Origin of the sequence: Neorhizobium sp. R1-B, from assembly GCF_004368875.1 — a bacterium.
GTDB lineage: Bacteria > Pseudomonadota > Alphaproteobacteria > Rhizobiales > Rhizobiaceae > Neorhizobium > Neorhizobium huautlense.
Window position 1 is genome coordinate 86,874 of the sequence record NZ_SOEM01000001.1, and the last position, 18,899, is coordinate 105,772.

General features: G+C 60.8%; 16 protein-coding genes. 5 read left to right on the forward strand and 11 right to left on the reverse strand.

Annotation, left to right across the window (positions count from 1 at the left end; translation table 11 throughout):
• The first annotated feature begins 298 nt into the window (after nt 1-298).
• Nucleotides 299-1,180, forward strand: a complete 882-nt coding sequence (locus tag EDE05_RS00370; RefSeq protein ID WP_134099374.1) for an SMP-30/gluconolactonase/LRE family protein — start codon at nt 299-301, stop codon at nt 1,178-1,180.
• 198 nt (nt 1,181-1,378) lie between these two features.
• Nucleotides 1,379-1,987: a PRC-barrel domain-containing protein gene (locus EDE05_RS00375; protein WP_134099377.1), complete on the forward strand. Its 609-nt coding sequence runs from the start codon at nt 1,379-1,381 to the stop codon at nt 1,985-1,987.
• 82 nt (nt 1,988-2,069) lie between these two features.
• Here EDE05_RS00375 and EDE05_RS00380 read toward each other — a convergent pair whose 3' ends face one another.
• A complete protein-coding gene (locus EDE05_RS00380) occupies nt 2,070-3,425 on the reverse strand; it encodes an EAL domain-containing protein (protein ID WP_134099380.1) in 1,356 nt (451 codons plus the stop codon).
• 100 nt (nt 3,426-3,525) lie between these two features.
• Nucleotides 3,526-5,193 carry a response regulator gene (locus EDE05_RS00385; RefSeq protein WP_134099383.1) on the reverse strand — a complete coding sequence of 556 codons (1,668 nt, stop codon included), beginning with the start codon at nt 5,191-5,193 and terminating at the stop codon, nt 3,526-3,528.
• Between the two features lie 360 nt (nt 5,194-5,553).
• Here EDE05_RS00385 and mutL point away from each other — a divergent pair, with 360 nt between their 5' ends.
• On the forward strand, nt 5,554-7,368 hold the full coding sequence (gene mutL / locus EDE05_RS00390) for a DNA mismatch repair endonuclease MutL (RefSeq protein ID WP_134099386.1): 1,815 nt from the start codon (nt 5,554-5,556) through the stop codon (nt 7,366-7,368).
• Between the two features lie 65 nt (nt 7,369-7,433).
• Nucleotides 7,434-7,667: a DUF2093 domain-containing protein gene (locus tag EDE05_RS00395; protein ID WP_105374119.1), complete on the forward strand. Its 234-nt coding sequence runs from the start codon at nt 7,434-7,436 to the stop codon at nt 7,665-7,667.
• Here the strand turns inward: EDE05_RS00395 and lpxK are convergent.
• The 6 genes from lpxK to EDE05_RS00425 form a co-directional block, all read right to left on the reverse strand.
• Complete coding sequence (gene lpxK, locus EDE05_RS00400) at nt 7,664-8,710, reverse strand: tetraacyldisaccharide 4'-kinase (protein WP_134099389.1); 1,047 nt, start codon at nt 8,708-8,710, stop codon at nt 7,664-7,666. The two genes, EDE05_RS00395 and lpxK, sit on opposite strands and share 4 nt — an antisense overlap.
• Nucleotides 8,711-8,781: 71 nt before the next feature.
• Complete coding sequence (locus EDE05_RS00405) at nt 8,782-9,513, reverse strand: HAD family hydrolase (RefSeq protein WP_134099391.1); 732 nt, start codon at nt 9,511-9,513, stop codon at nt 8,782-8,784.
• Nucleotides 9,510-10,829: a lipid IV(A) 3-deoxy-D-manno-octulosonic acid transferase gene (gene waaA / locus EDE05_RS00410; RefSeq protein ID WP_105374116.1), complete on the reverse strand. Its 1,320-nt coding sequence runs from the start codon at nt 10,827-10,829 to the stop codon at nt 9,510-9,512. The genes EDE05_RS00405 and waaA overlap by 4 nt, the downstream gene beginning before the upstream one ends.
• Before the next feature lie 171 nt (nt 10,830-11,000).
• Complete coding sequence (locus tag EDE05_RS00415; protein ID WP_105374115.1) at nt 11,001-11,243, reverse strand: DUF4170 domain-containing protein; 243 nt, start codon at nt 11,241-11,243, stop codon at nt 11,001-11,003.
• A gap of 51 nt (nt 11,244-11,294) precedes the next feature.
• Nucleotides 11,295-12,095 (reverse strand): 3'(2'),5'-bisphosphate nucleotidase CysQ, encoded by an 801-nt coding sequence (locus EDE05_RS00420; RefSeq protein WP_112801429.1) that lies wholly within the window; start codon nt 12,093-12,095, stop codon nt 11,295-11,297.
• A gap of 6 nt (nt 12,096-12,101) precedes the next feature.
• A complete protein-coding gene (locus EDE05_RS00425; RefSeq protein WP_132408700.1) occupies nt 12,102-13,448 on the reverse strand; it encodes a TldD/PmbA family protein in 1,347 nt (448 codons plus the stop codon).
• Between the two features lie 110 nt (nt 13,449-13,558).
• Here EDE05_RS00425 and EDE05_RS00430 point away from each other — a divergent pair, with 110 nt between their 5' ends.
• A complete protein-coding gene (locus EDE05_RS00430) occupies nt 13,559-15,364 on the forward strand; it encodes a monovalent cation:proton antiporter-2 (CPA2) family protein (protein WP_132408698.1) in 1,806 nt (601 codons plus the stop codon).
• Here EDE05_RS00430 and EDE05_RS00435 read toward each other — a convergent pair whose 3' ends face one another.
• The 3 genes from EDE05_RS00435 to EDE05_RS00445 are packed head-to-tail and all read right to left on the reverse strand — an operon-like array spanning nt 15,365 to nt 18,774.
• Nucleotides 15,365-16,246, reverse strand: a complete 882-nt coding sequence (locus EDE05_RS00435) for a patatin-like phospholipase family protein (protein WP_132408696.1) — start codon at nt 16,244-16,246, stop codon at nt 15,365-15,367.
• An 11-nt stretch (nt 16,247-16,257) separates the two neighbouring features.
• Nucleotides 16,258-16,818 (reverse strand): 16S rRNA (guanine(966)-N(2))-methyltransferase RsmD, encoded by a 561-nt coding sequence (gene rsmD, locus EDE05_RS00440; protein ID WP_105374109.1) that lies wholly within the window; start codon nt 16,816-16,818, stop codon nt 16,258-16,260.
• Between the two features lie 6 nt (nt 16,819-16,824).
• The gene (locus EDE05_RS00445; RefSeq protein ID WP_134099394.1) at nt 16,825-18,774 is read right to left on the reverse strand and encodes a pseudouridine synthase; all 1,950 of its coding nucleotides are present in this window, start codon (nt 18,772-18,774) and stop codon (nt 16,825-16,827) included.
• Between the last annotated feature and the right edge of the window lie 125 nt (nt 18,775-18,899).

The following is an 18,899-nucleotide window of genomic DNA, read 5'->3' on the forward strand; positions in this document are numbered from 1 at the left end:
AGAGTATTGCGCAACCGGCCGAAGTCCGCGTGGAAGCTGCCTGGTCGTCGTCGCGACATCCCAAGAGCCATTCCACTCATGACAGGGCTTTACCTTCGATCGGCCGATGCTTTCAAGTCTTTACTAATAAACATTTCCAAAAATGATGACATCTGCTCGGGTTTAATGTCTTCTTGCACGGTTCCAACCCCTTGTCAGGAGATAATTATTGGGGATCAAATTAGCTATGCTCAGAGTTTGCGGACTCATGTCGCAATGATACAGAGTAATTACCTCTGACTGCAATTGGAGATTTTGTATGACCACCACTTACAATTTTGAAGGACGGATCCTCTCCCCCTCTCTCTGCTCACTTGGAGAAGGGCCGGCCTTCGAAGCAGCAACTGAGACGCTCTGGTGGTTCGACATCCTCGGCAAGGCACTTCATCAGCTGCATCTGCCGACGGCACGTGAAAGCGTGCATCCCCTGCCGTTCATGGGAAGCGTTCTCGCGCCCATCGATGCGGACCGACAACTCCTGGCAAGCGACAAAGGGCTCTTCATTCGGGACCGAGCCACGGGCGAGCTCTCCCTTTACCGGGAGCTGGAGCCGGAAAAACCCGGAAACCGTTCGAACGACGGCCGAGTGCATCCTTCAGGAAGCCTGTGGATCGGTACGATGGGGAAAAAGTCCGAGGACGGCGCCGGCGCAATCTATCATGTGGCCCAAGGCGTGATCACCAAGATCTTCGACAGTATCAGCATCCCGAATTCGATCTGCTTCTCGCCGGACGGGGCAATCGGCTACTATGTCGACACACGGGTAAACAGGCTGATGCGGGTTCCACTCGATCGGCAGACTGGCCGGCCCAATGGCGAGCCGTCCATACTGGTGGACCAGAATGGTCGGCCGGGCGGGATTGACGGCTCGATCTGCGCGAGCGACGGAACGATCTGGAACGCCCGGTGGGGTGAAGGGGCGGTCGACCACTATGACGCCAAGGGAACGCATCTTTCCCGGCACCTCTTGCCGGCTCGCCGGACGACGTGTCCGGTGTATATCGGCGACGGACGCCTTGCGGTCACCTCGGCATGGGAAGGACTTGACGAAGCGGCCCGTGCGGCAGACCCGCTGGCCGGATCGCTGTTTGAGATCGCAGCGCCCATCCACTGCGGTGCTGAGCCCGCCTATCGCCTTTGATCGGCAAAAACGCAAGCATTTCAAACTACGCAGCTCGAAAAATGTTCCGGAAAAATCGCCTAATATTTCAGGGGGATAATCCGGAACTATTCGCTTGTCATAACATTTCCCTCTCGAACCGACGCGGACAAGGATGACTCCGGCCCGGAGAACCGCGCGTTCGAACAGATAACCTTAGCAGGAGAAGGTAGGAACGTTATGAAAAAGACCAGGAACATGATGGCCGCGGCAGTTCTTTTGGCCTCAACCGCCATTGCTCCCGCATACGCCCAGACGCAGCCCGCTACACCAGCACCCCCGGCTCCGGCAGCGCCTGCCGCTCCGGCTGACCCAGCCGCAAAGCCGGCAGATAGTGCTGCAACACCAGCTCCGAAGACCGGAAGCGACTCGGCTGCCGCTTCAGGAAGCTATCTGACGGAACAAGCCGAAACCCAGATCAGCGCCAATGACTACATCGGCAAGCCGGTTTACAATGCCGAAGACAAGAGCATCGGCGACGTGAACGATCTGATCATGGAAGAAGATGGCGGCATCGTTGCTGCCGTGATCGGCGTCGGCGGCTTCCTCGGCATTGGCGAAAAAGATGTTGCCGTACCAATGGAAAAGCTCACGATGACGCGCGATGCGGAAAACAACAACGAGGTGCGCCTCACAACCACGGAAACCGCCGAAGCACTGCAGGCGGCTCCCGAGTTTAAGACTCTGAAGGACAAACAGGCTGAAACCGATGCAACGACCACGTCGTCCACCGGTACTCAGATGCCCGCAACCGGCGGCACCAACCCGCCGGCCGCTCCGAGCAAATAACACGGTTCAGGCCACATAGGTCATCACTGAAACGGGCGGCACGCATGTGCCGCCTTTTGTTACAGCAACAACGCGTAGCGCCTCAAATCCGTTCAATGGTGACGAATTCGCGGAAGTGGTCGTTCAGATAACGCAACGTCGCCGCGCCGTCCGCCGGCCTGCCGTAGTAGTATCCCTGGCCCATGCCGCAGCCGAGCTCCCTCAGCTTGTCGGCGTCGGCGCTCGTTTCGATACCCTCGGCCACCACCTGCAGATCGAGACCTTCGCACATGGCGATGATCGCCTTGACGATATGTTCCGAAGCGCGGTCGGTGGTGATGCGGGAGACGAAAGCGCGGTCGATCTTCACCTTGTCGAAGGTGAAGTCGCGCAGCCGGCCCAGGCTCGATTGACCAGTGCCGAAATCATCAAGGGAAATGCGAACCCCTTGGTGCCTGAGGTCTGTAATGATCCGTTGCGCCGTATCGGCCGAGGTCATCACGGCCGTTTCGGTAATTTCCAGCTCCAAACGGTAAGGATCGAGGCCGACGCGGGCAAGCGCCGACAGAATCGTGTCGGTGGTGCCGGGGTCCATCAGCTGCGCGGAAGACAGGTTGAAGGACAGGAATAATTCTCGCGGCCATGAGAGCGCAGCCTCGGCAGCCTTGCGCAGCAACGTTTCAGAAAGCGCGTCAATAAAACCGCGCTCCTCGGCCAAAGGTACGAAGACAGCGGGTGAGACCGGGCCCAGATCCGCATCGATCCAGCGCGCAAGCGCCTCGAAACCAACGACGCCGCCGTCCTTGATACGCACGATCGGCTGGAAGTGCACATCCACCGCGTCGGCGATAATGGCATTGCGTAGCGCCTGTTCGAGCTGTGTCGCCCGCTTCATTTCCTGGGCAATTTCGCGTGAATAGACGGTAATCTGGCCCCGCCCGCGCCGTTTGGAGCGGTAAAGGGCCGTCTCCGCGCTTTTCAGCAATTCTTCGAAGTCTTCTCCGGCAAAAGGATAGATGGCGAAACCGAAGGATGCAGAGAGGCGCACGTTGCGGTCGCCCAGATCGTAGGGAGCGGAAAGCACATCCTTGATCATTTGTCCGACGCGTTCGGCACTGTTCCGTTCGAACACAAGCGGCAAGACGAAGGCAAATTCGTCTCCGTCATGCCGCGTTACGGTCGCGCCGTCAGGGATGCACGCTTTCAAGCGGTGAGCGACCTGACAGAGAATTTCGTCGCCTGCCTCGGCGCCGAACAGGTCGTTGATCGGCTTGAAGCCATCGAGATTGGCAATGCAGACCGTAAAGGGCGCGGGATCTTGCGCACGTTCGGCTGCCAGCAGACGCACCTTGTCGCGCAGGCGGTATCGGTTTCCCAGACCCGTGAGTGGGTCGCTATAGGCCATTGCCTGCAGCTCATTCTGGCTGACCTGCGGCAACGGGTTTCCCGCCGGCTTCATGAACAATCCCATTACGCTTCACAAACGCAAGCAGGATGGGCGAAAAAGATTAAAAAATCATGCGTCGATCTTAACATATGTCAAAGAGCCTATTAATCGTCTAGGCGAAGGACCTTTTCATCGTCGCACCCAGGTAGCCTTCAAAAACGGCCTCGAGCGCCTCCGGACTGATTGGTTTCAGGATCACGTCATTCATGCCGGACGCGAAACAATGATCCCGGTCCCGGTCGAAGGCAAAGGCAAGTACGCCGATAATCGGAACGGAATTGTCGATCGTTTCCAAAGCGCGGATGCGCGCGCTTGCCTCGAAGCCGTTGAGCTTCGGAAGCGTGACGTCCATCAGGATGAGCCGCGGGGCATGTTGCTGCCACAGCCGAACCGCCTCTTCTCCGTCAGCCGCGATCGCATAACGATAGCCGAGGCCTTCCAGTATCTGCGAGAAGACGATCTGATTTACATCGTTGTCTTCTGCGACGAGGATATCGATGTCCGTACCTTCCGCACGGGAATCGAAAGTTATCTGCGGATTTTCGGTGTCGACACCGCGATCTTCTTTGTCTTCAAGCGCGTCATCAACGGCTGCAGCGAGCTCCTGCACCATACCATCGGCATCCATCGTGATGGTGGCTATGCCATAGTCGCCAGCGATCTCCAGGCATTGGACAGGCATGTCGGCGTCCAGAACGATGAGATCAACACCGACCCCGGCCTCTCCGGCAAGGCGCAGGAAAAGGTCAAGTTCCTCTGCGCTCGACACGGACGAGATGTCGAGCCGGAGAGTTGCAAGGATCGACAGCGCTTGCTGTTCCGTCCCCGGATGGGCGGAGACGACCAGCACCTTATGGCCAGATACACCCTTCTCGGCGACCTCCGGCTCCGGATTCGATTGACCCTTGGAGAGATTGAGCGTGGAAGAGATCAGGTCGACAGGATCGACATGCGAGGGCGCCGGTCCGCTCTCGCTATGCGTTTCAACCCGGGCCGTGACATCTTCCATCGCTGTGACAAGGTAATAGCGGCCTGGTTTGCCGATCCGGTATTTGCTGGCACTGATGACGATTTCGGCGCCATCCCGCCGCTTTACCCGTTCCGCAATCTGTACGGGATCCCCGGTCTCGAAAAGTTGCCGGTTGACCTCCGCGAGCCGCTTTTCCAGTTCGGGCGGATGAATGTCTGATCCCTTGCGGCCTAGCATCGCCTCTGGCGGCAGGTCGAAGAACCGGCAGGCCGCCTTGTTGACGGCAACGAAGGTGAGGTTCCTGTCCTTGACCGTGATGGGGAACGGGAGATTGTCGAGCACTTCTTCGGTAATCTGGACCCGTTCCATATCACCGCGCCATTGCTCCTCCCGCTTCTTGTGGTCGGACACGTCCTTGATGACGCACACGCCGTAACCGGAGGGAAGGCGGCGTCTTGAAAGGCTCAGCCATCGGTCCATGCCCCGGCGCTCCAATGCGTCGGTGCGCTCCTTCCATAGAGTGGCAATCTGTTCGGCGATCCAGTCGTCGCGATTCAACGTCCGGCGCGAGCCGGTTCCGTCGGTGGAAAAGCGCCCACCGCTGTCGTAAACGGCGCCAAGCAGGTCCCGGAGGCGGGTGCCGGGCGCAAGAAAACTCTTGGGGACCGAGAGAAGACTAAATAAGTGCTGACTTGCAAAAACGATTACGTCATTTTTGTCATAAATGAAAACGCCGCCCGAAATGCCTTCGGATATCACTTCGAGCATGGCAGTTTGAATGTTCGCGTCCGCGGACCACAAATCATTCATAGGATGAAACTCCCTGTATGCTTTTCGGACACGGGTCAAAGCCGGCCGTTATGCCGATTGTTTCCCTCTCGGCCAAATTCCTTCTAGTTTCAGTCGTGTAGGGTCGGGGACATGCTGGTTCCAAGTCTTCAACGGGTGATCCGGCCTTTTATGGCGGCGCCCAGCGAACCGCCATCCTGATCACCTGCGGGGAGCGGGCGCTCCTCCGGTTTCATCCAGTTTTAATACCGGTCAAATTATCGACTTTGTCTTAAGGCGCAATTAATGAACGACCCTGCGCCCGCGGAAGATGCCTTCAAAAGGGGTTGAAGCCCACCGGAAAAGCTTTCCTTCACGCCGCGAATCCCAGACAATAAAAGAATGTCCGTCAAACAACTGCCCGAAACGCTGATCAACCAGATCGCAGCCGGCGAGGTCATCGAAAGGCCTGCCAGCGCCGCGAAGGAACTGATCGAAAATGCCATCGACGCCGGGGCCAGCCGGATCGAGATCGCCACCGCAGGCGGCGGCAAGAGCCTCATCCGCATCACCGACAATGGCAGCGGCATGGATGCACAGGACCTCGACCTTGCGGTACGGCGCCACTGCACCTCGAAGATATCCGAGACGCTGGACGATATCCGCACCTTAGGCTTCCGCGGAGAGGCGCTGCCTTCGATCGGTTCGGTCGCCAAGCTCACCATCACCAGTCGCAGGGCGGGCAATGCGGCCGGTTCGCAAGTCGCCGTCATCGGTGGCAAGGGGACCGGGGTCAAACCGGCCCCCGCCAATCCCGGCACAGTCGTGGAGGTGCGCGATATCTTCTTCGCCACCCCTGCGCGTCTGAAATTCCTGAAAACGGAAAAAGCCGAAGCGGGCGCCATTACCGAAGTCGTCAAGCGGATGGCGATCGCCTTTCCGAAGATACGCTTCGTGCTTTCGGGAAGCGATCGCTCGACCCTGGAATTCCCGGCTACCGGCGATGACCACCTCGCCCGGATGGCCCAGGTTCTAGGCGCCGAATTTCGCGACAATGCGATAGAGATCGATGCGATGCGCGAGGATGTAGGCCTTTCCGGCTTTGTCGGCGTGCCGACATTCCACCGCGGCAATTCCGCCCATCAATATGCCTTCGTCAACGGCCGGCCTGTGCAGGACAAGCTGATCCTCTCGGCAATTCGCGGCGCCTACGCAGAAAGCATCCCCTCCGGGCGCTACCCGGTCGCAGTCCTGTCCATCACGCTCGATCCCGCATTCGTCGACGTCAACGTGCATCCGGCCAAGGCGGATGTGAGGTTCCGAGATCCAGGCCTGGTGCGTGGTCTCATCGTCGGAGCGATCCGTGAGGCGCTGCATAGGGAAGGCGACCGCGCGGCAACGACGGGGACCTCGGGCATGATGAGATCCTTCCGGCCCGGTTTTTCTCCTCCCCCGACTGCGTCGCGCACCCCCTGGGGCGCCGCCGCCTCACCCTTCCGGCCTCTTGATCTGCAGCCCTCTCGTGATTTTTCCGAACGTGTGCAATCGGATTTCGACGTCCTGACGATGCCGGCGGCGCGGGCGGATGCGGTCATCTCCGAGCCGGTTTCCCGGATCGCCGACGATGCCGCGCCGCGCTACCGCCTGGGCGCAGCACGGGCGCAGATCCACGAAAACTATATCGTCGCGCAGACTGAAGACGGCCTCGTCATCGTCGATCAGCATGCGGCCCATGAGCGCCTGGTCTTCGAGGCCATGCGCAAGGCACTCAACGACAAACGACTTGCCAGCCAGGTTCTTCTTATTCCCGAGATCGTCGATCTGCCGGAAGAGGATTGCGACCGGCTGATGGCGCATGCATCGGACCTCGACCGGTTGGGGCTTTCGATCGAACGTTTCGGTCCCGGAGCCGTTGCGGTGCGCGAGACGCCTGCAATGCTCGGCGAGATGGATGCGGGCTCGCTTGTTCGCGATCTCGCGGACGAGATCGCCGAATGGAATACGGCAGGCGGCCTTCGCGGGAAACTCGAATATGTCGCCGCCACCATGGCCTGCCATGGTTCGGTGCGTTCCGGCCGGCGGTTGAAGCCGGAGGAGATGAACGCGCTCCTGAGGGAGATGGAGGCGACGCCCGGCTCCGGAACCTGCAATCACGGCCGGCCGACCTATATCGAACTCAAGCTTTCCGACATCGAGCGGCTCTTCGGCCGGAGCTGAAAGCTCTGGCATTTGGAAACCGCGGGGTGTAGAGCAGTCCCATGTTTTTGCGCAGGAGACGAAAGATGAACCGGTTCGAGGGAAGCGGTTTCCGCGAAGCGAAAATCCGGTATCTCGACGGCGACTACCAGATCCTGACCTCAGGCTCCTATGTCGTCTGCGCCATCACAGGAAAGCAGATTCCGGTCGATGAGCTTCGCTACTGGAGCGTAGCAAGGCAGGAACCCTATGTGGACTGCGCCAGCTCACTCGAGGCAGACAAACGCGCCGGCATCCTGCCGAACCAGAGCCGCGGCTAGCCCTTCTCCCGGCCATTATCCCTCAGGCGCCGCTGCCGGTAATTGGCGATGGCAGTCTGAATGATCTTGCCGGGCGCCTGCGGATCGTCGAAGACCATGTCGACCTCGACCACCCTCACCTTTGACGCAAGCTCTTCCGTGCGACCGTGATGGCCCGTCAGCCGCACTGCGTCCTTTGCTGTGGTGACGAGCATAAGGTCGTCCTTTGCGGCATCGTCCAGCAGATCCGAAATTTCGTCTTCGCTGAAATGATGATGATCTGGGAAGGCCCGCCTCACCATGATCAGCCCGCCAAGCTGCTGGACGGTGCGGTAGAACTTCTCCGGATCCGCGATGCCGGCGAAAGCGAGCAGCGCGCTTCCCGCAATCTCATTGGTTTCCCGGGGCTTCAACGATGCGACATAGACCTGCTTGCCGGCACGCGCGGCTTGCCGAACGAGGCGGTCGGCCGCCACTCCGTCGCCAACCTTCAGAATAGCTGAGAGCTGACGCATCTGTTCGGCAATCGGTGCTCGCACGGGGCCGCCGGGAACCAGATGGCCATTGCCGATGCCCCGCACGGTATCGATGACGACGAGCGCGAAATCCAGTGCCAGCCGTGCGCTCTGGAAGCCGTCGTCCATGATGATCAGGTCCGCGCCCTCCTGGACAAGCTTGCGAGCCCCATCGGCGCGAGTGCGCGAGATCACCGTCAGCGTCTCGCGGCAGAGCAGCAAGGCTTCGTCGCCGACGGCTTCGGCACGATGGTGATCAGGGTCGACAACAGTCGTGACATCAATCGACCCGCCATAGCCTCGGCTCAGGAAGCCCGGCTTGAGCCCCTTTTGCTTGGCGGCACGCGCCAGCGCGATCGCGGTGGGTGTCTTGCCCGCTCCGCCGACCGTAAAATTGCCGACGCAGATAACCGGTACGGGAACGCTCGCCCGCCGTGCTCGCGCCATGCGGCGTCCGGCTATCCGGCCGTAAATGAAGGAAAAGGGCGAGAGACCCCAAGCGCGCCAATCCGCTTTCGTCCACCAGAATGGCGGTGCTTCCGATACCATACGCTAATCCATAGTGAGACTGCCCGCGCAGAAAATGGGAGTTTTTCCAAAAAGGCAAGTCTTCGGGGTACTTAGTGTGCTTCGGCGGCTTCCGGGAGCAGACTTTCGAGCAGGGTGATGTCGTCCAGGCAAATGTCGGAGGCGGCCGACAGGGTCTCGCGGGAACCGGTGCCGGTCAACACCGCCACTTTCAATCCAACCCCGGCGTTCCTACCCATATGCATGTCATGGTTATTGTCGCCGACCATGGCAACCGCAGCGGGTTCGATCCCGACAGTACGGCAGAAGCCTAGAACCATCCCGGGCTCCGGCTTTACGCCATGGCCGCTGTCATAACCAGCGATGAAATCCAGGTGGTCGATAAAGCCGAACCTTATCGCCGTCTGCCGGATGGCCTCCTCATTGTCGCTGGAAGCCACCCCCAGCTTCAGGCCCCTCGCCTTCAGTCGCGAAAAAAGCGCCGAAAGATCGGTGACAGGCACGGAGAATTCGGCAGAGCGCACGAAGAGATCGTCGAGCAGCCGAGTGAGTTCGTCAACTTCGATCGGTGAACCGGCAGACACGAAACCGGCAGCGATCTCGGCGGCATTGCCGGCGGCGAGCAGGCTGTCCGGCCGCGTATGACCCGAGACAGGATCCATGCCGCCCGAAAACAGAAGCTGAGGCTCAAGGTCGGCATCACCCGCTGCTGCGATACGCGCCGCCTCACGGTTGACCGGTCCCCAGCTCTCGTCGTAACGCAACAGCGTTCCGTCCTTGTCGAAGAGGATGCCGGCGATCTTTTCAAAACCTGCAGAGGTCATCGGACGGCAGCGGCCTTCGGCTGCAGCCGAGCGCTGACGGTCAGCGGATTGATGTAAGGCTCCAGCGCCTTGATGGTCTTCGACAGAGCGCCACGCATCTCTTCCATCGCGTCATGCCCGGAATCCACCATCTTGCGGCGGGCAAGGTCGTTGATCATCAGATAGTGAACCGCCTTGGCGAGCATTTCGACATCCTTGATGATGCGAGCACCACCCTTGCGCACGAGATGCTGATAGGCGTCGCGAAAATTCTGCACCTGCGGCCCCGAAAGCACCGCACAACCAAGCATCGCGGGTTCCAGGGGATTTTGCCCGCCTTGCTGCGACAAGGACTTTCCGACAAACGCGATCTCGGTGAGCCGGAGATAGAGGCCCATTTCCCCAATCGAATCCCCGAGGAAAATGTCCGTCTCCGGCGTCAGCACGTCGTTGCGGGAGCGGCGGGCCACAGTGAGCCCGGCTTCCTTCAGCATCGCCTCGATCGCATCGGCGCGATCCGGATGGCGTGGCACCAAAATGGTGAGCTGGCCGTTCTTCGGTCTCAACGTCCGGTGCACGGCTGAGACGATCTGTTCCTCGCCGTCGAAGGTGGAGATCGCTGCCCACGTCTTGCGGCCGCCGATTTCCTTGCGGTAGCGAGCCAGGACGTCCTCGTCGCAGGGCGGCGGGTCGGTATCGCTCTTGAGGTTGCCGGAAACGATCACAGGCCAAGCACCGAGGTCTCGGAACCGTTCCGCATCAAGGTCCGATTGCGCGATAACCAGCGCCATTTTTTCGAACAATGCCTCGGCAACGGAGCCGTAATTGCTCCAGCGGGCAAAAGAGCGATCGGATATGCGGGCGTTGACCCGGATCTGCGGGATGCCGCGCCGAGCCAACTCGGCGACCGTCGTCGGCCAGATTTCGGATTCGGCAGTAATGCAGGCGTCCGGCTTCCAATAGGCAATAAAGCGCTTGATCGGAAATTTGACGTCGAGCGGCACATATTGATGGATTACCTCATCGGCGAGGCGCGACTGCACAAGATTTGCCGAGGTGACGGTACCGGTGGTGAGAAGGATATGGATCTCACGACGGCGCAGCTCGCGGATCATCGGCATGATGGCAATGGTTTCGCCTACGCTCGCCGCATGCACCCACACCAGCGGACCACGCGGACGCGCCAAGCTGGCATAACCGAGCCGTTCCAGACGCCGCGCCCGATCTTCCTTGCCCTTCATGGCGCGGTAGCCGAGGTAGGGACTTGCCAGCGGATAGAGGGCCACGCCCGCCAAGCGATAACCGAGAAGAGCTGTGCGCGCCAAGCCGCTGGTCATCGCATCTGTCCCCGATCAATCATGGCTGCCGTCAATGTGATAGCCCCTCCGATTAAATATCCGTAGCCGAGTTTTATGTGTTTTACAAATGCGTCAAAATAGGGTTCTCGTGCTCACGCCAAGGCGGGAGAACCGGCATTCCATGGCATAATCTATCGCGCGTGGCTTATCTCAGACCGACTTGCTGTCCGGGTCGAGCAGCCGGTGCATATGGACGATAAAATAGCGCATCTGCGCATTGTCGACCGTTTGCTGCGCCTTTGCCCGCCAGGCAACCAGGGCGCTAGCATAATCTGGATAGATGCCGACGATATCCAGGGCGGAGAGGTCTTGGAATTGAAGGCTCTCCAGGTTCTTGAGCTCGCCACCGAAGACCAGGTGCAGGAGTTGTTTCTTTTCGCCTGTTTCCGTCATTTTCCGTTATCCGTCTATTTTGCTCTCCTCTGCTGCATTCTGCCGCAAAGGTCAACCCGCAGCACCCTCCGTAACGTGCGGTAAAAGGCTTTGCAAAGCGTGAGCAGCGCCGGCGATCAGCATCTCGTGGCTGACGCTTTCGCGATTGTAGACGAGCCGGTTGCCGTCGAGGTCATGCAGGCGCCCGCCGGCGCGCTCCAAGATCAGGTCTGCGGCAGCAAGGTCCCAGTCATGGGAATTGCGCTTGACGACGGTGCCGTCGATCCGGCCATCCGCCACCATGGCCAGCCGATAGGCAAGCGAAGGAACGTGGCGGACGCGGCGCACTTCGGCGCGGAAGTCCGGAGCAAACTTCTTGACGAGATTTTCGTCCGCGGCAATGACCAGCTCGCCATCGGTGCGGCCGGCGCTGACGGTGATCGATCGCCCGTTTTTGAGCGCAGGGCCATCCTTCGCTGCCGCGAACTCCTCCTCCAACGCCGGAGCGAAGAGGACACCTGCGACCGGCTGACCGCGATGGACCACCGCCACCGAAACGCACCAGGTCTTTTCACCATTGATGAAGGCACGCGTGCCATCGATCGGATCGATCACGAACAGCGTTTCCAAAGAGAGCCGCGCGGCATCGTCGTCAGTCTCCTCCGAAAGCCAGCCATAATTCGGCCGCGCCTTCAGAAGCAGGCTCTGGAGCCTGTCATTTGCGGCGAAATCGGCGGCACTGACCGGCGACTTTCCCTCGTTCTTCCACCAAACCTCCGGCGAGCGGCCGAAAAAGCCATGAGCGATCTCGCCCGCCTGGTGTGCCGCATGGCGAATAAGTTCGAGGTCTTCTTGCCAATTTTCTGTTTCCATCGGGAATCAGCGTCCCGCCAGCGTCATGCCCTCGATGGCAATCGTCGGCGATGCGACGCCGAACTTTCGATCGATGTCGTTTGCCGGAGTGATCCGCATGAACATGTCCTTGAGATTGGAGGCTATCGTCACTTCAGAAACAGGAAACGCAAGTTCGCCGTTTTCGATCCAGAAGCCGGTCGCGCCACGACTATATTCGCCGGTGATCATGTTGACGCCCTGACCGATCAGCTCGGTGACGTAGAACCCCGTGCCGATGGAACGGATCAGTTCTTCCGGAGAAATATCACCGGGCTCCAGAGCCAGATTGGTAGATGCCGGTGTCACTGCCGTGCCGCCGCGTACGCCGCGGCCATTGGTGGAAAGCCCAAGCTCGCGGGCTGTGGACGTCGACAGGAACCAGTGCTTCAACACCCCGTCCTCGATCATCACCATGCGCTGCCCGCAAACGCCTTCGCCGTCGAAAGGACGGGAGGAGGAGCCACGTACCACGAGCGGGTCATCGGTAATATTCAGTCCCGCCTTCAGAACCTGCTGGCCCATCTTGTCGCGCAGGAAGCTCGTCTTTCGAGCAACCGAGGCCCCGTTGATCGCGCCGGCAATATGGCCGACGAAACCGCGGGCGATGCGTGGATCGAAGACGACAGTGACATTGCTGCCCGTATCGACCTGGCGAGGATTGATGCGTTTCACCACGCGTTCGCCGGCGCGGCGACCGATCACATCGGGATCGTCCAGATCGGCGGCATAGATACGGCTGTCGAAATCGTAGTCGCGCTCCATCTTCGTGCCTTCGCCGGCGATGACGCTGACGGAGCGCCCGAAGCGGGTCGCCATATAGCTCCCCGAGAAACCATGCGAGGTCACCAGAACCAGCCCGCCCATGCCGGCGGATGCGCCGGCGCCGGAAGAGTTGGTGACGCCGGAAACATCGAGCGCGGCCTGCTCCATTGCGAGCGCCGCTTCGCGCAGATCGTCGGTCGGCAGGTCGGTTGCATCGAAAAGCTCGAGGTCCGGATAGGACTTGGCAAGATCGGCCTCGTCCGCCAGGCAAGCGAACGGGTCTTCCGGAGAGACCTTCGCCATGGCAACGGCGCGTTCCGCCAGTGTCTTCATGTCGAAGCCGGGATTGGCCGAAACGCTCGCCACCCGTTTACCGATGAAGACGCGCAGCGAAAAATCGTCGCTTTCGGAGGCTTCGGTTCCCTCGACTTTGCCGAGACGAACACTTACGGAGCGGGAGCGGGAACGCACAACCACCGCATCCGCCTGATCCGCCCCCGCGGCCTTGGCTAGATCGATGAGTTCGCTGGCGCGGGAAAGCAGGTCGGCGGAATCGATTTGGGAGGTCATGATTGCAAGCCTTTCATTCTCGCTCCATTTATTGTGCACTGTCAGAAGCATCAAGGCCGGCTCGCCGATTCTTGAGACGACCAATCGCCTATCTATTCGAAAGTATCCCTATGGCCGCGCCGGATTCCATGTTTTCCCAAATGCTGCTTCTCCTCGGCGGAGCCGTGATCGCAGCACCCTTGTTCAGGAAGCTCGGGCTCGGTACCGTCCTCGGATATCTCGCTGCAGGCGTGGTCATCGGCCCGATCCTGCAGCAGATCGTCGAGACGGAAGAGGTGTTGCATTTTTCCGAATTCGGCATCGTTTTCCTGCTCTTTATCATCGGCCTCGAGTTGAAGCCTTCCCGCCTTTGGCAGATGCGCGGCGATGTCTTCGGGCTTGGTCCGGCGCAGGTGGTGATCTCCGGGCTGGCGCTCACGGGGCTCGCCTATCTCGCAAACATGGCGGACTGGCGCGGCAGCCTGATTATCGGTTTTGGTCTGGCGCTATCGTCGACGGCCTTCGCGCTGCAGATCCTGAACGACGACGGCGACATGAACAGCCGTTACGGGCAACGATCCTTCTCGGTCCTCCTGTTCCAGGATCTGGCGATCGTTCCGCTTCTCGCCATGATCACTATCCTTTCCCCCGGGACGGTGGAGGCCGAAGCTACGCCGCTTCTCGATTTTGCGATTGCCGTCGGCGCTGTCGGCGCCATGGTGCTTGCCGGGCGGTACCTTCTGACCCCGATGTTCCAGGTGATTGCCCGCACCGGCGCCCGGGAAGTGATGATCGCGGCTGCCCTGCTGGTCGTGCTGGGATCGGCTGCGGCCATGCAGGCAGTCGGCCTTTCCATGGCGATGGGGGCCTTTCTCTCCGGCGTGATGCTTGCAGAATCCTCCTACCGTCATGAACTCGAAGCGGATATCGAACCCTTCCGCGGACTGTTGCTGGCGCTGTTCTTCATGGCGGTCGGCCTGTCGCTCGAAGTCGGCGTGATTTTCGACAACCTGCTCTTCATCCTGCCGGCCGTGCCGCTTTTCATGGCGGTGAAGGCATTGGTCATCTACGGGCTCTGCCGGCTTTGGGGCTCTCCGCACCAGGATGCGGTGCGGATCGCCGTCCTGCTGCCGCAAGGCGGCGAATTCGGTTTCGTGCTGTTCACCACGGCGACTGCGGCAGGCCTTCTTTCCTCCGCCACCGCATCGCTGCTGATCGCCGCGGTGACGCTCTCCATGGCGCTTACGCCGCTCGGGGCGGCACTTTCAAGACGCCTCCGCAGCGCCGAGACGCGCGAAGAACTGGCGGAGGATTTCAGCGGCGCCGGGGCGGACGTGCTGATGATCGGCTTTTCGCGCTTCGGCCAGATCGCCGCGCAAATCCTGCTGGCCGGCGGACGCGAAGTGACCGTCATCGATGATTCCGCAGATCGCATCCGACAAGCGGCCAGTTTCGGCTTCCGCATCTATTTTGGGGACGGCACCCGCCGGGATGTGCTGATCGCCTCCGGCATCGAGCGGGCAAAAATCGTCGCGGTCACCACTCAGAAGCGTGAAACGACCGACCGCATCGTTGACATGATCCGTTCCGAATTTCCGGACGTTCGCCTTTTCGTGCGTTCGTATGACCGCATCCATTCCCTGTCGCTTCGGGCTCGCAATGTCGACTACGAGCTGCGCGAAACACTCGAATCCGGCTTGGTTTTCGGTCGCCGTTCGCTGGAGGCGCTTGGCATGAGCGAGAACGAAGCGGAGGAAATCAGCGATGATATCCGCCGGCGCGACGAGGAGCGGTTGCAGGTTCAGGCGGTCCAGGGGCTCGGTGCCGGCCGCGAAATGCTGCTCAATCGGCCGGTCCGGCCAGAGCCTTTGATCAAACCGAAGCGAGCAGCTCTCGTGGAGGAGGTGAGCGCCGACGCAGCGATTACCGAGAGCTGATCAGCCTTCGGCAGCCGCAGAGTGAAGCGCGTCGATCGCGCGTTTAAGCTCGTCTTTCACGCTTTCGGATTCGTTCAGAATTTCCCGTGCCCTCAGAAAATCCAGAACCCGGAACCGGTTAACCGAGGGCCGCAGGAAGATCTGCGGCGGATTGAGTTTCAGCTTCAGGGAAATACTCGCCTGCATGGTGAGCTGGCTCGCTCCGAATAGGCTGTCGATGCGGTTGGGCGGATGCGTGCCATCGCCTTCCGGCGCGCCGACCACATCGACGCCGATCACCACATCGGCAAGTTCCATCAGTTGTTCGTACGGCACCGGATTAAAGACACCGCCGTCGATCATGACCCGGCCATTCACCCAGATCGGCATGAAGAGGCCGGGGATGGCGGCGGACGCAGCGATCGCCTGGCGCAAATCTCCCTTCTCCAGGATCACCTCTGCCTGACCATAATAATCGGTAGCCGAGATTTTCATCGGGATTTCGAGATCCTCGAAATCCTTCGGGACCTGAGGCGGCAGGAAGGCATCGAGAATAAGCTCCAGATTGAAGTGCCCGAAGCGGAAGCCGCCGAGCTTGTCCCGCATGGTTGCCGGGCCAAGGCTCCAGAGCTTATTGAGCAGCGTGCCGCGATGACCGACGGTTTCCAGCGTATAGTCCCGGATTTCGCGTCCGGTCATGCCCGATGCCATGCCGGCGCCCATGATCGCGCCGATCGAGGAACCGGAAATTGCCACCGGGCGAATGCCCAGCTCGTCGAGCGCCTCGATGATCTGGATGTGGGAGACACCCCGCGCACCACCGCCTCCGAAGGCCACGGCAAAAGTCGGTTCACCTTTTTGCTCTGCGGTCTCAAGGTCCGGAAAGGCAAGCCGGGTATTCATCCCATTCCCTCTCAGATCGGCTGGTAGCGGAAGAAACCAATGCGGGTATCGCCGAAGACGCGGCTTTCGAGCGGCTTGAACACCGGATCGAGCGTCGGCGTCACGTCGGCCCGCTCCTCCAGCACCGCAAGCGCTCCGGGAAGCAGCCAGCCGCCGGCATGCGCCGAAAGCAGCGCCGCTTCACCCAGTCCCTGACCATAGGGCGGATCGGCAAAAAGGAAATGGAATGGCTCTATGGTGCCGATGGTGCCGAGTTTCGTAGCGTCGCGACGAAGGATGCGCGCCCGGCCATGCAGACCGAAGTTGTCGATGTTCTCCCAAAGGAGACCTCGTCCCTCAACGCCGTTTTCGACGAAAAGCGCGCTTCGGCAGCCGCGCGACAAGGCCTCCAGCCCCACGGCGCCAGTGCCGGCGAAAAGATCGATCACCCGGGAGCCGTCGATTGCCTCCGGATAGACGTGCCCGATGATGTTGAACAGGCTTTCGCGCGTCCGGTCGATCGTCGGCCGGATGTCGCTGCTTTTTGGCGTGGCCAGCGACCGGCCGCGAAATTCACCACCAACGATCCGCACCGCGCGCTACCCCCTTGGCGTACGCGGCTTACCGCCGGGCCTTGCGCCACCTGGACGACCGCCGGGCTTGCTGCCACCTGGCTTGGCCCGTCCGCCGGCCGGTTTCCCGCCAAAGCCTTTTCCGCCGCCCGGCTTTCCGCCGAAGGACTTTCCACCGGGCTTTCCGCTGCGCGGCTTGTCGCCAAAGGGCCGGTCACCGGCAGGGCGTTCGCTGCGGGCGGGCCTATCACCGAATGACCGCTCTCCACGGGGTCTTTCGGAGCGACCCTCGCTCGCGAAAGGCCGTGCCGGACGATCGCCATCCTCACGGGGCTTGCGGTCGCCACGAGGCCTGTCGCCGAAGAAACGATCTCCCTTTGGTTTGTCGAAAGAACGATCGCCGCGTGGGGGACGATCACCAAAAGTGCGCTCGCCGCGTGGACGCTCGGAACGGCCTTCTCCTTCCGCGCGCGGCTTGCGGTCTCCGCGGGGTTTGTCGCCGAACGGGCGATCGCCCCTGGGCGGCCGATCTCCGAAGGAACGATCGCCGGAAGACCGCTTGCGGCCGAAATCGTCCTTCTCCGGTTTGGCCGGGGCATCGGCACGGATCCAGTCGCTGTCCTCTTCGGCCCGCTTGACCACGACGCGACGATCATTTTCCGGAGCAGGCTTCTTGAACAATTGTTCGGCCTCGGCACGCGCGGACGTTCTCGTTCCCTTGCCATCGGCGGTCGGCCGCGCGCCAGGCGCCATCCAGACATTTGCCGTGCGGCTCGTGCCCATCGGCGGCCGCTTCTTGGGACGTTCCTCGCCGAAGTCGCGATCATTGCTCTTGGCGCCGCCCTTGCCGCGTGGCTTGTCGCCGAACTTGCGGTCTCCAGGCTTGGTGTCGAGACGGCCAAGCGCCTTTTCACGACGGTCCTCGGTTTTGCCGAAGCGCGGGCGCTCCGTCTTTTCCGGCTTCTCGGCCCAATCCGACCGTTCCGTACGCGCCGGCTTTTCGTCTTCGGCTTCTCGATCGTTATAGATCGGCGCGTCGAAATTCGCCTTGGATTCATCGATCAGCCTCGGACCGAGCTGGTCGCGCAGCATGCGACCGCGCACCTCGATGACCTCGCTCTCCGGAAGATCCCCGAGTTGGAAAGGGCCGTAGGAAATACGGATCAGACGGTTTACTTCGAGGCCCAGCGCCCCGAGGACGTTCTTGATTTCCCGGTTCTTGCCTTCGCGAAGTCCCATGGTGATCCAGACGTTACGCCCCTGGCTGCGATCCAGCGTCGCGTCGATCGAGCCGTAGAGCACGCCGTCCACGGCGATGCCTTCCTTCAGCTTGTCGAGCGCCTCCTGGTCAATCTCGCCGTGAGCGCGCACACGATAGCGGCGCAGCCAACCGGTCGTCGGCAATTCGAGGACGCGCGAAAGACCGCCGTCGTTGGTGAGCAGCAGCAGCCCTTCAGTGTTGATGTCGAGGCGGCCGATCGACATGACGCGCGGCAGACCTTCCGGCAGATTGTCGAAAACGGTCGGACGACCTTCCGGATCGGAATTGGTCGTCACAAGGCCAGCCGGCTTGTGGTAGAGCCACAGGCGAGTGCGCTCGATGCCGCGGATCGGCACACCGTCGACTTCGATCTTGTCGTCGAGGGTCACGTTGACGACCGGCGTCTCCAGCACCTTGCCATTCAGGCTGACGCGGCCTTCCATGATCATGCGTTCGACATCGCGCCGGGACGCGACGCCGGCACGCGCAAGGATCTTCGATATACGTTCCGCCTTGCCCTCGGCTCCAGCGGATACGGTTGCGATCGGCGCGGGCCTGCGCGCTGCCTTCGCAGGCTTTTCCTGAACCGCGTTCTGCGCAAACTTTTTCTTGGCTCCCGCCTTGTCGGCGGGCGCAGCCTTTGGAGCCGATCTTGGCTTGGTTTCGCGAACGAAGGTCCTGCCTTCGCCGCGCTTCGGCTTGTCTTTTGAATTCATTTGTTGTTTGCCTGAAGCGTGATGTCTAACGGAGCGATCCGGACATTCTTGTTCGTGTTGACTGAGACGGGTTCACGCCCGCAAATCGGGCTCTGGTTGGATGCTTCCTACCAGTTCACGCGATC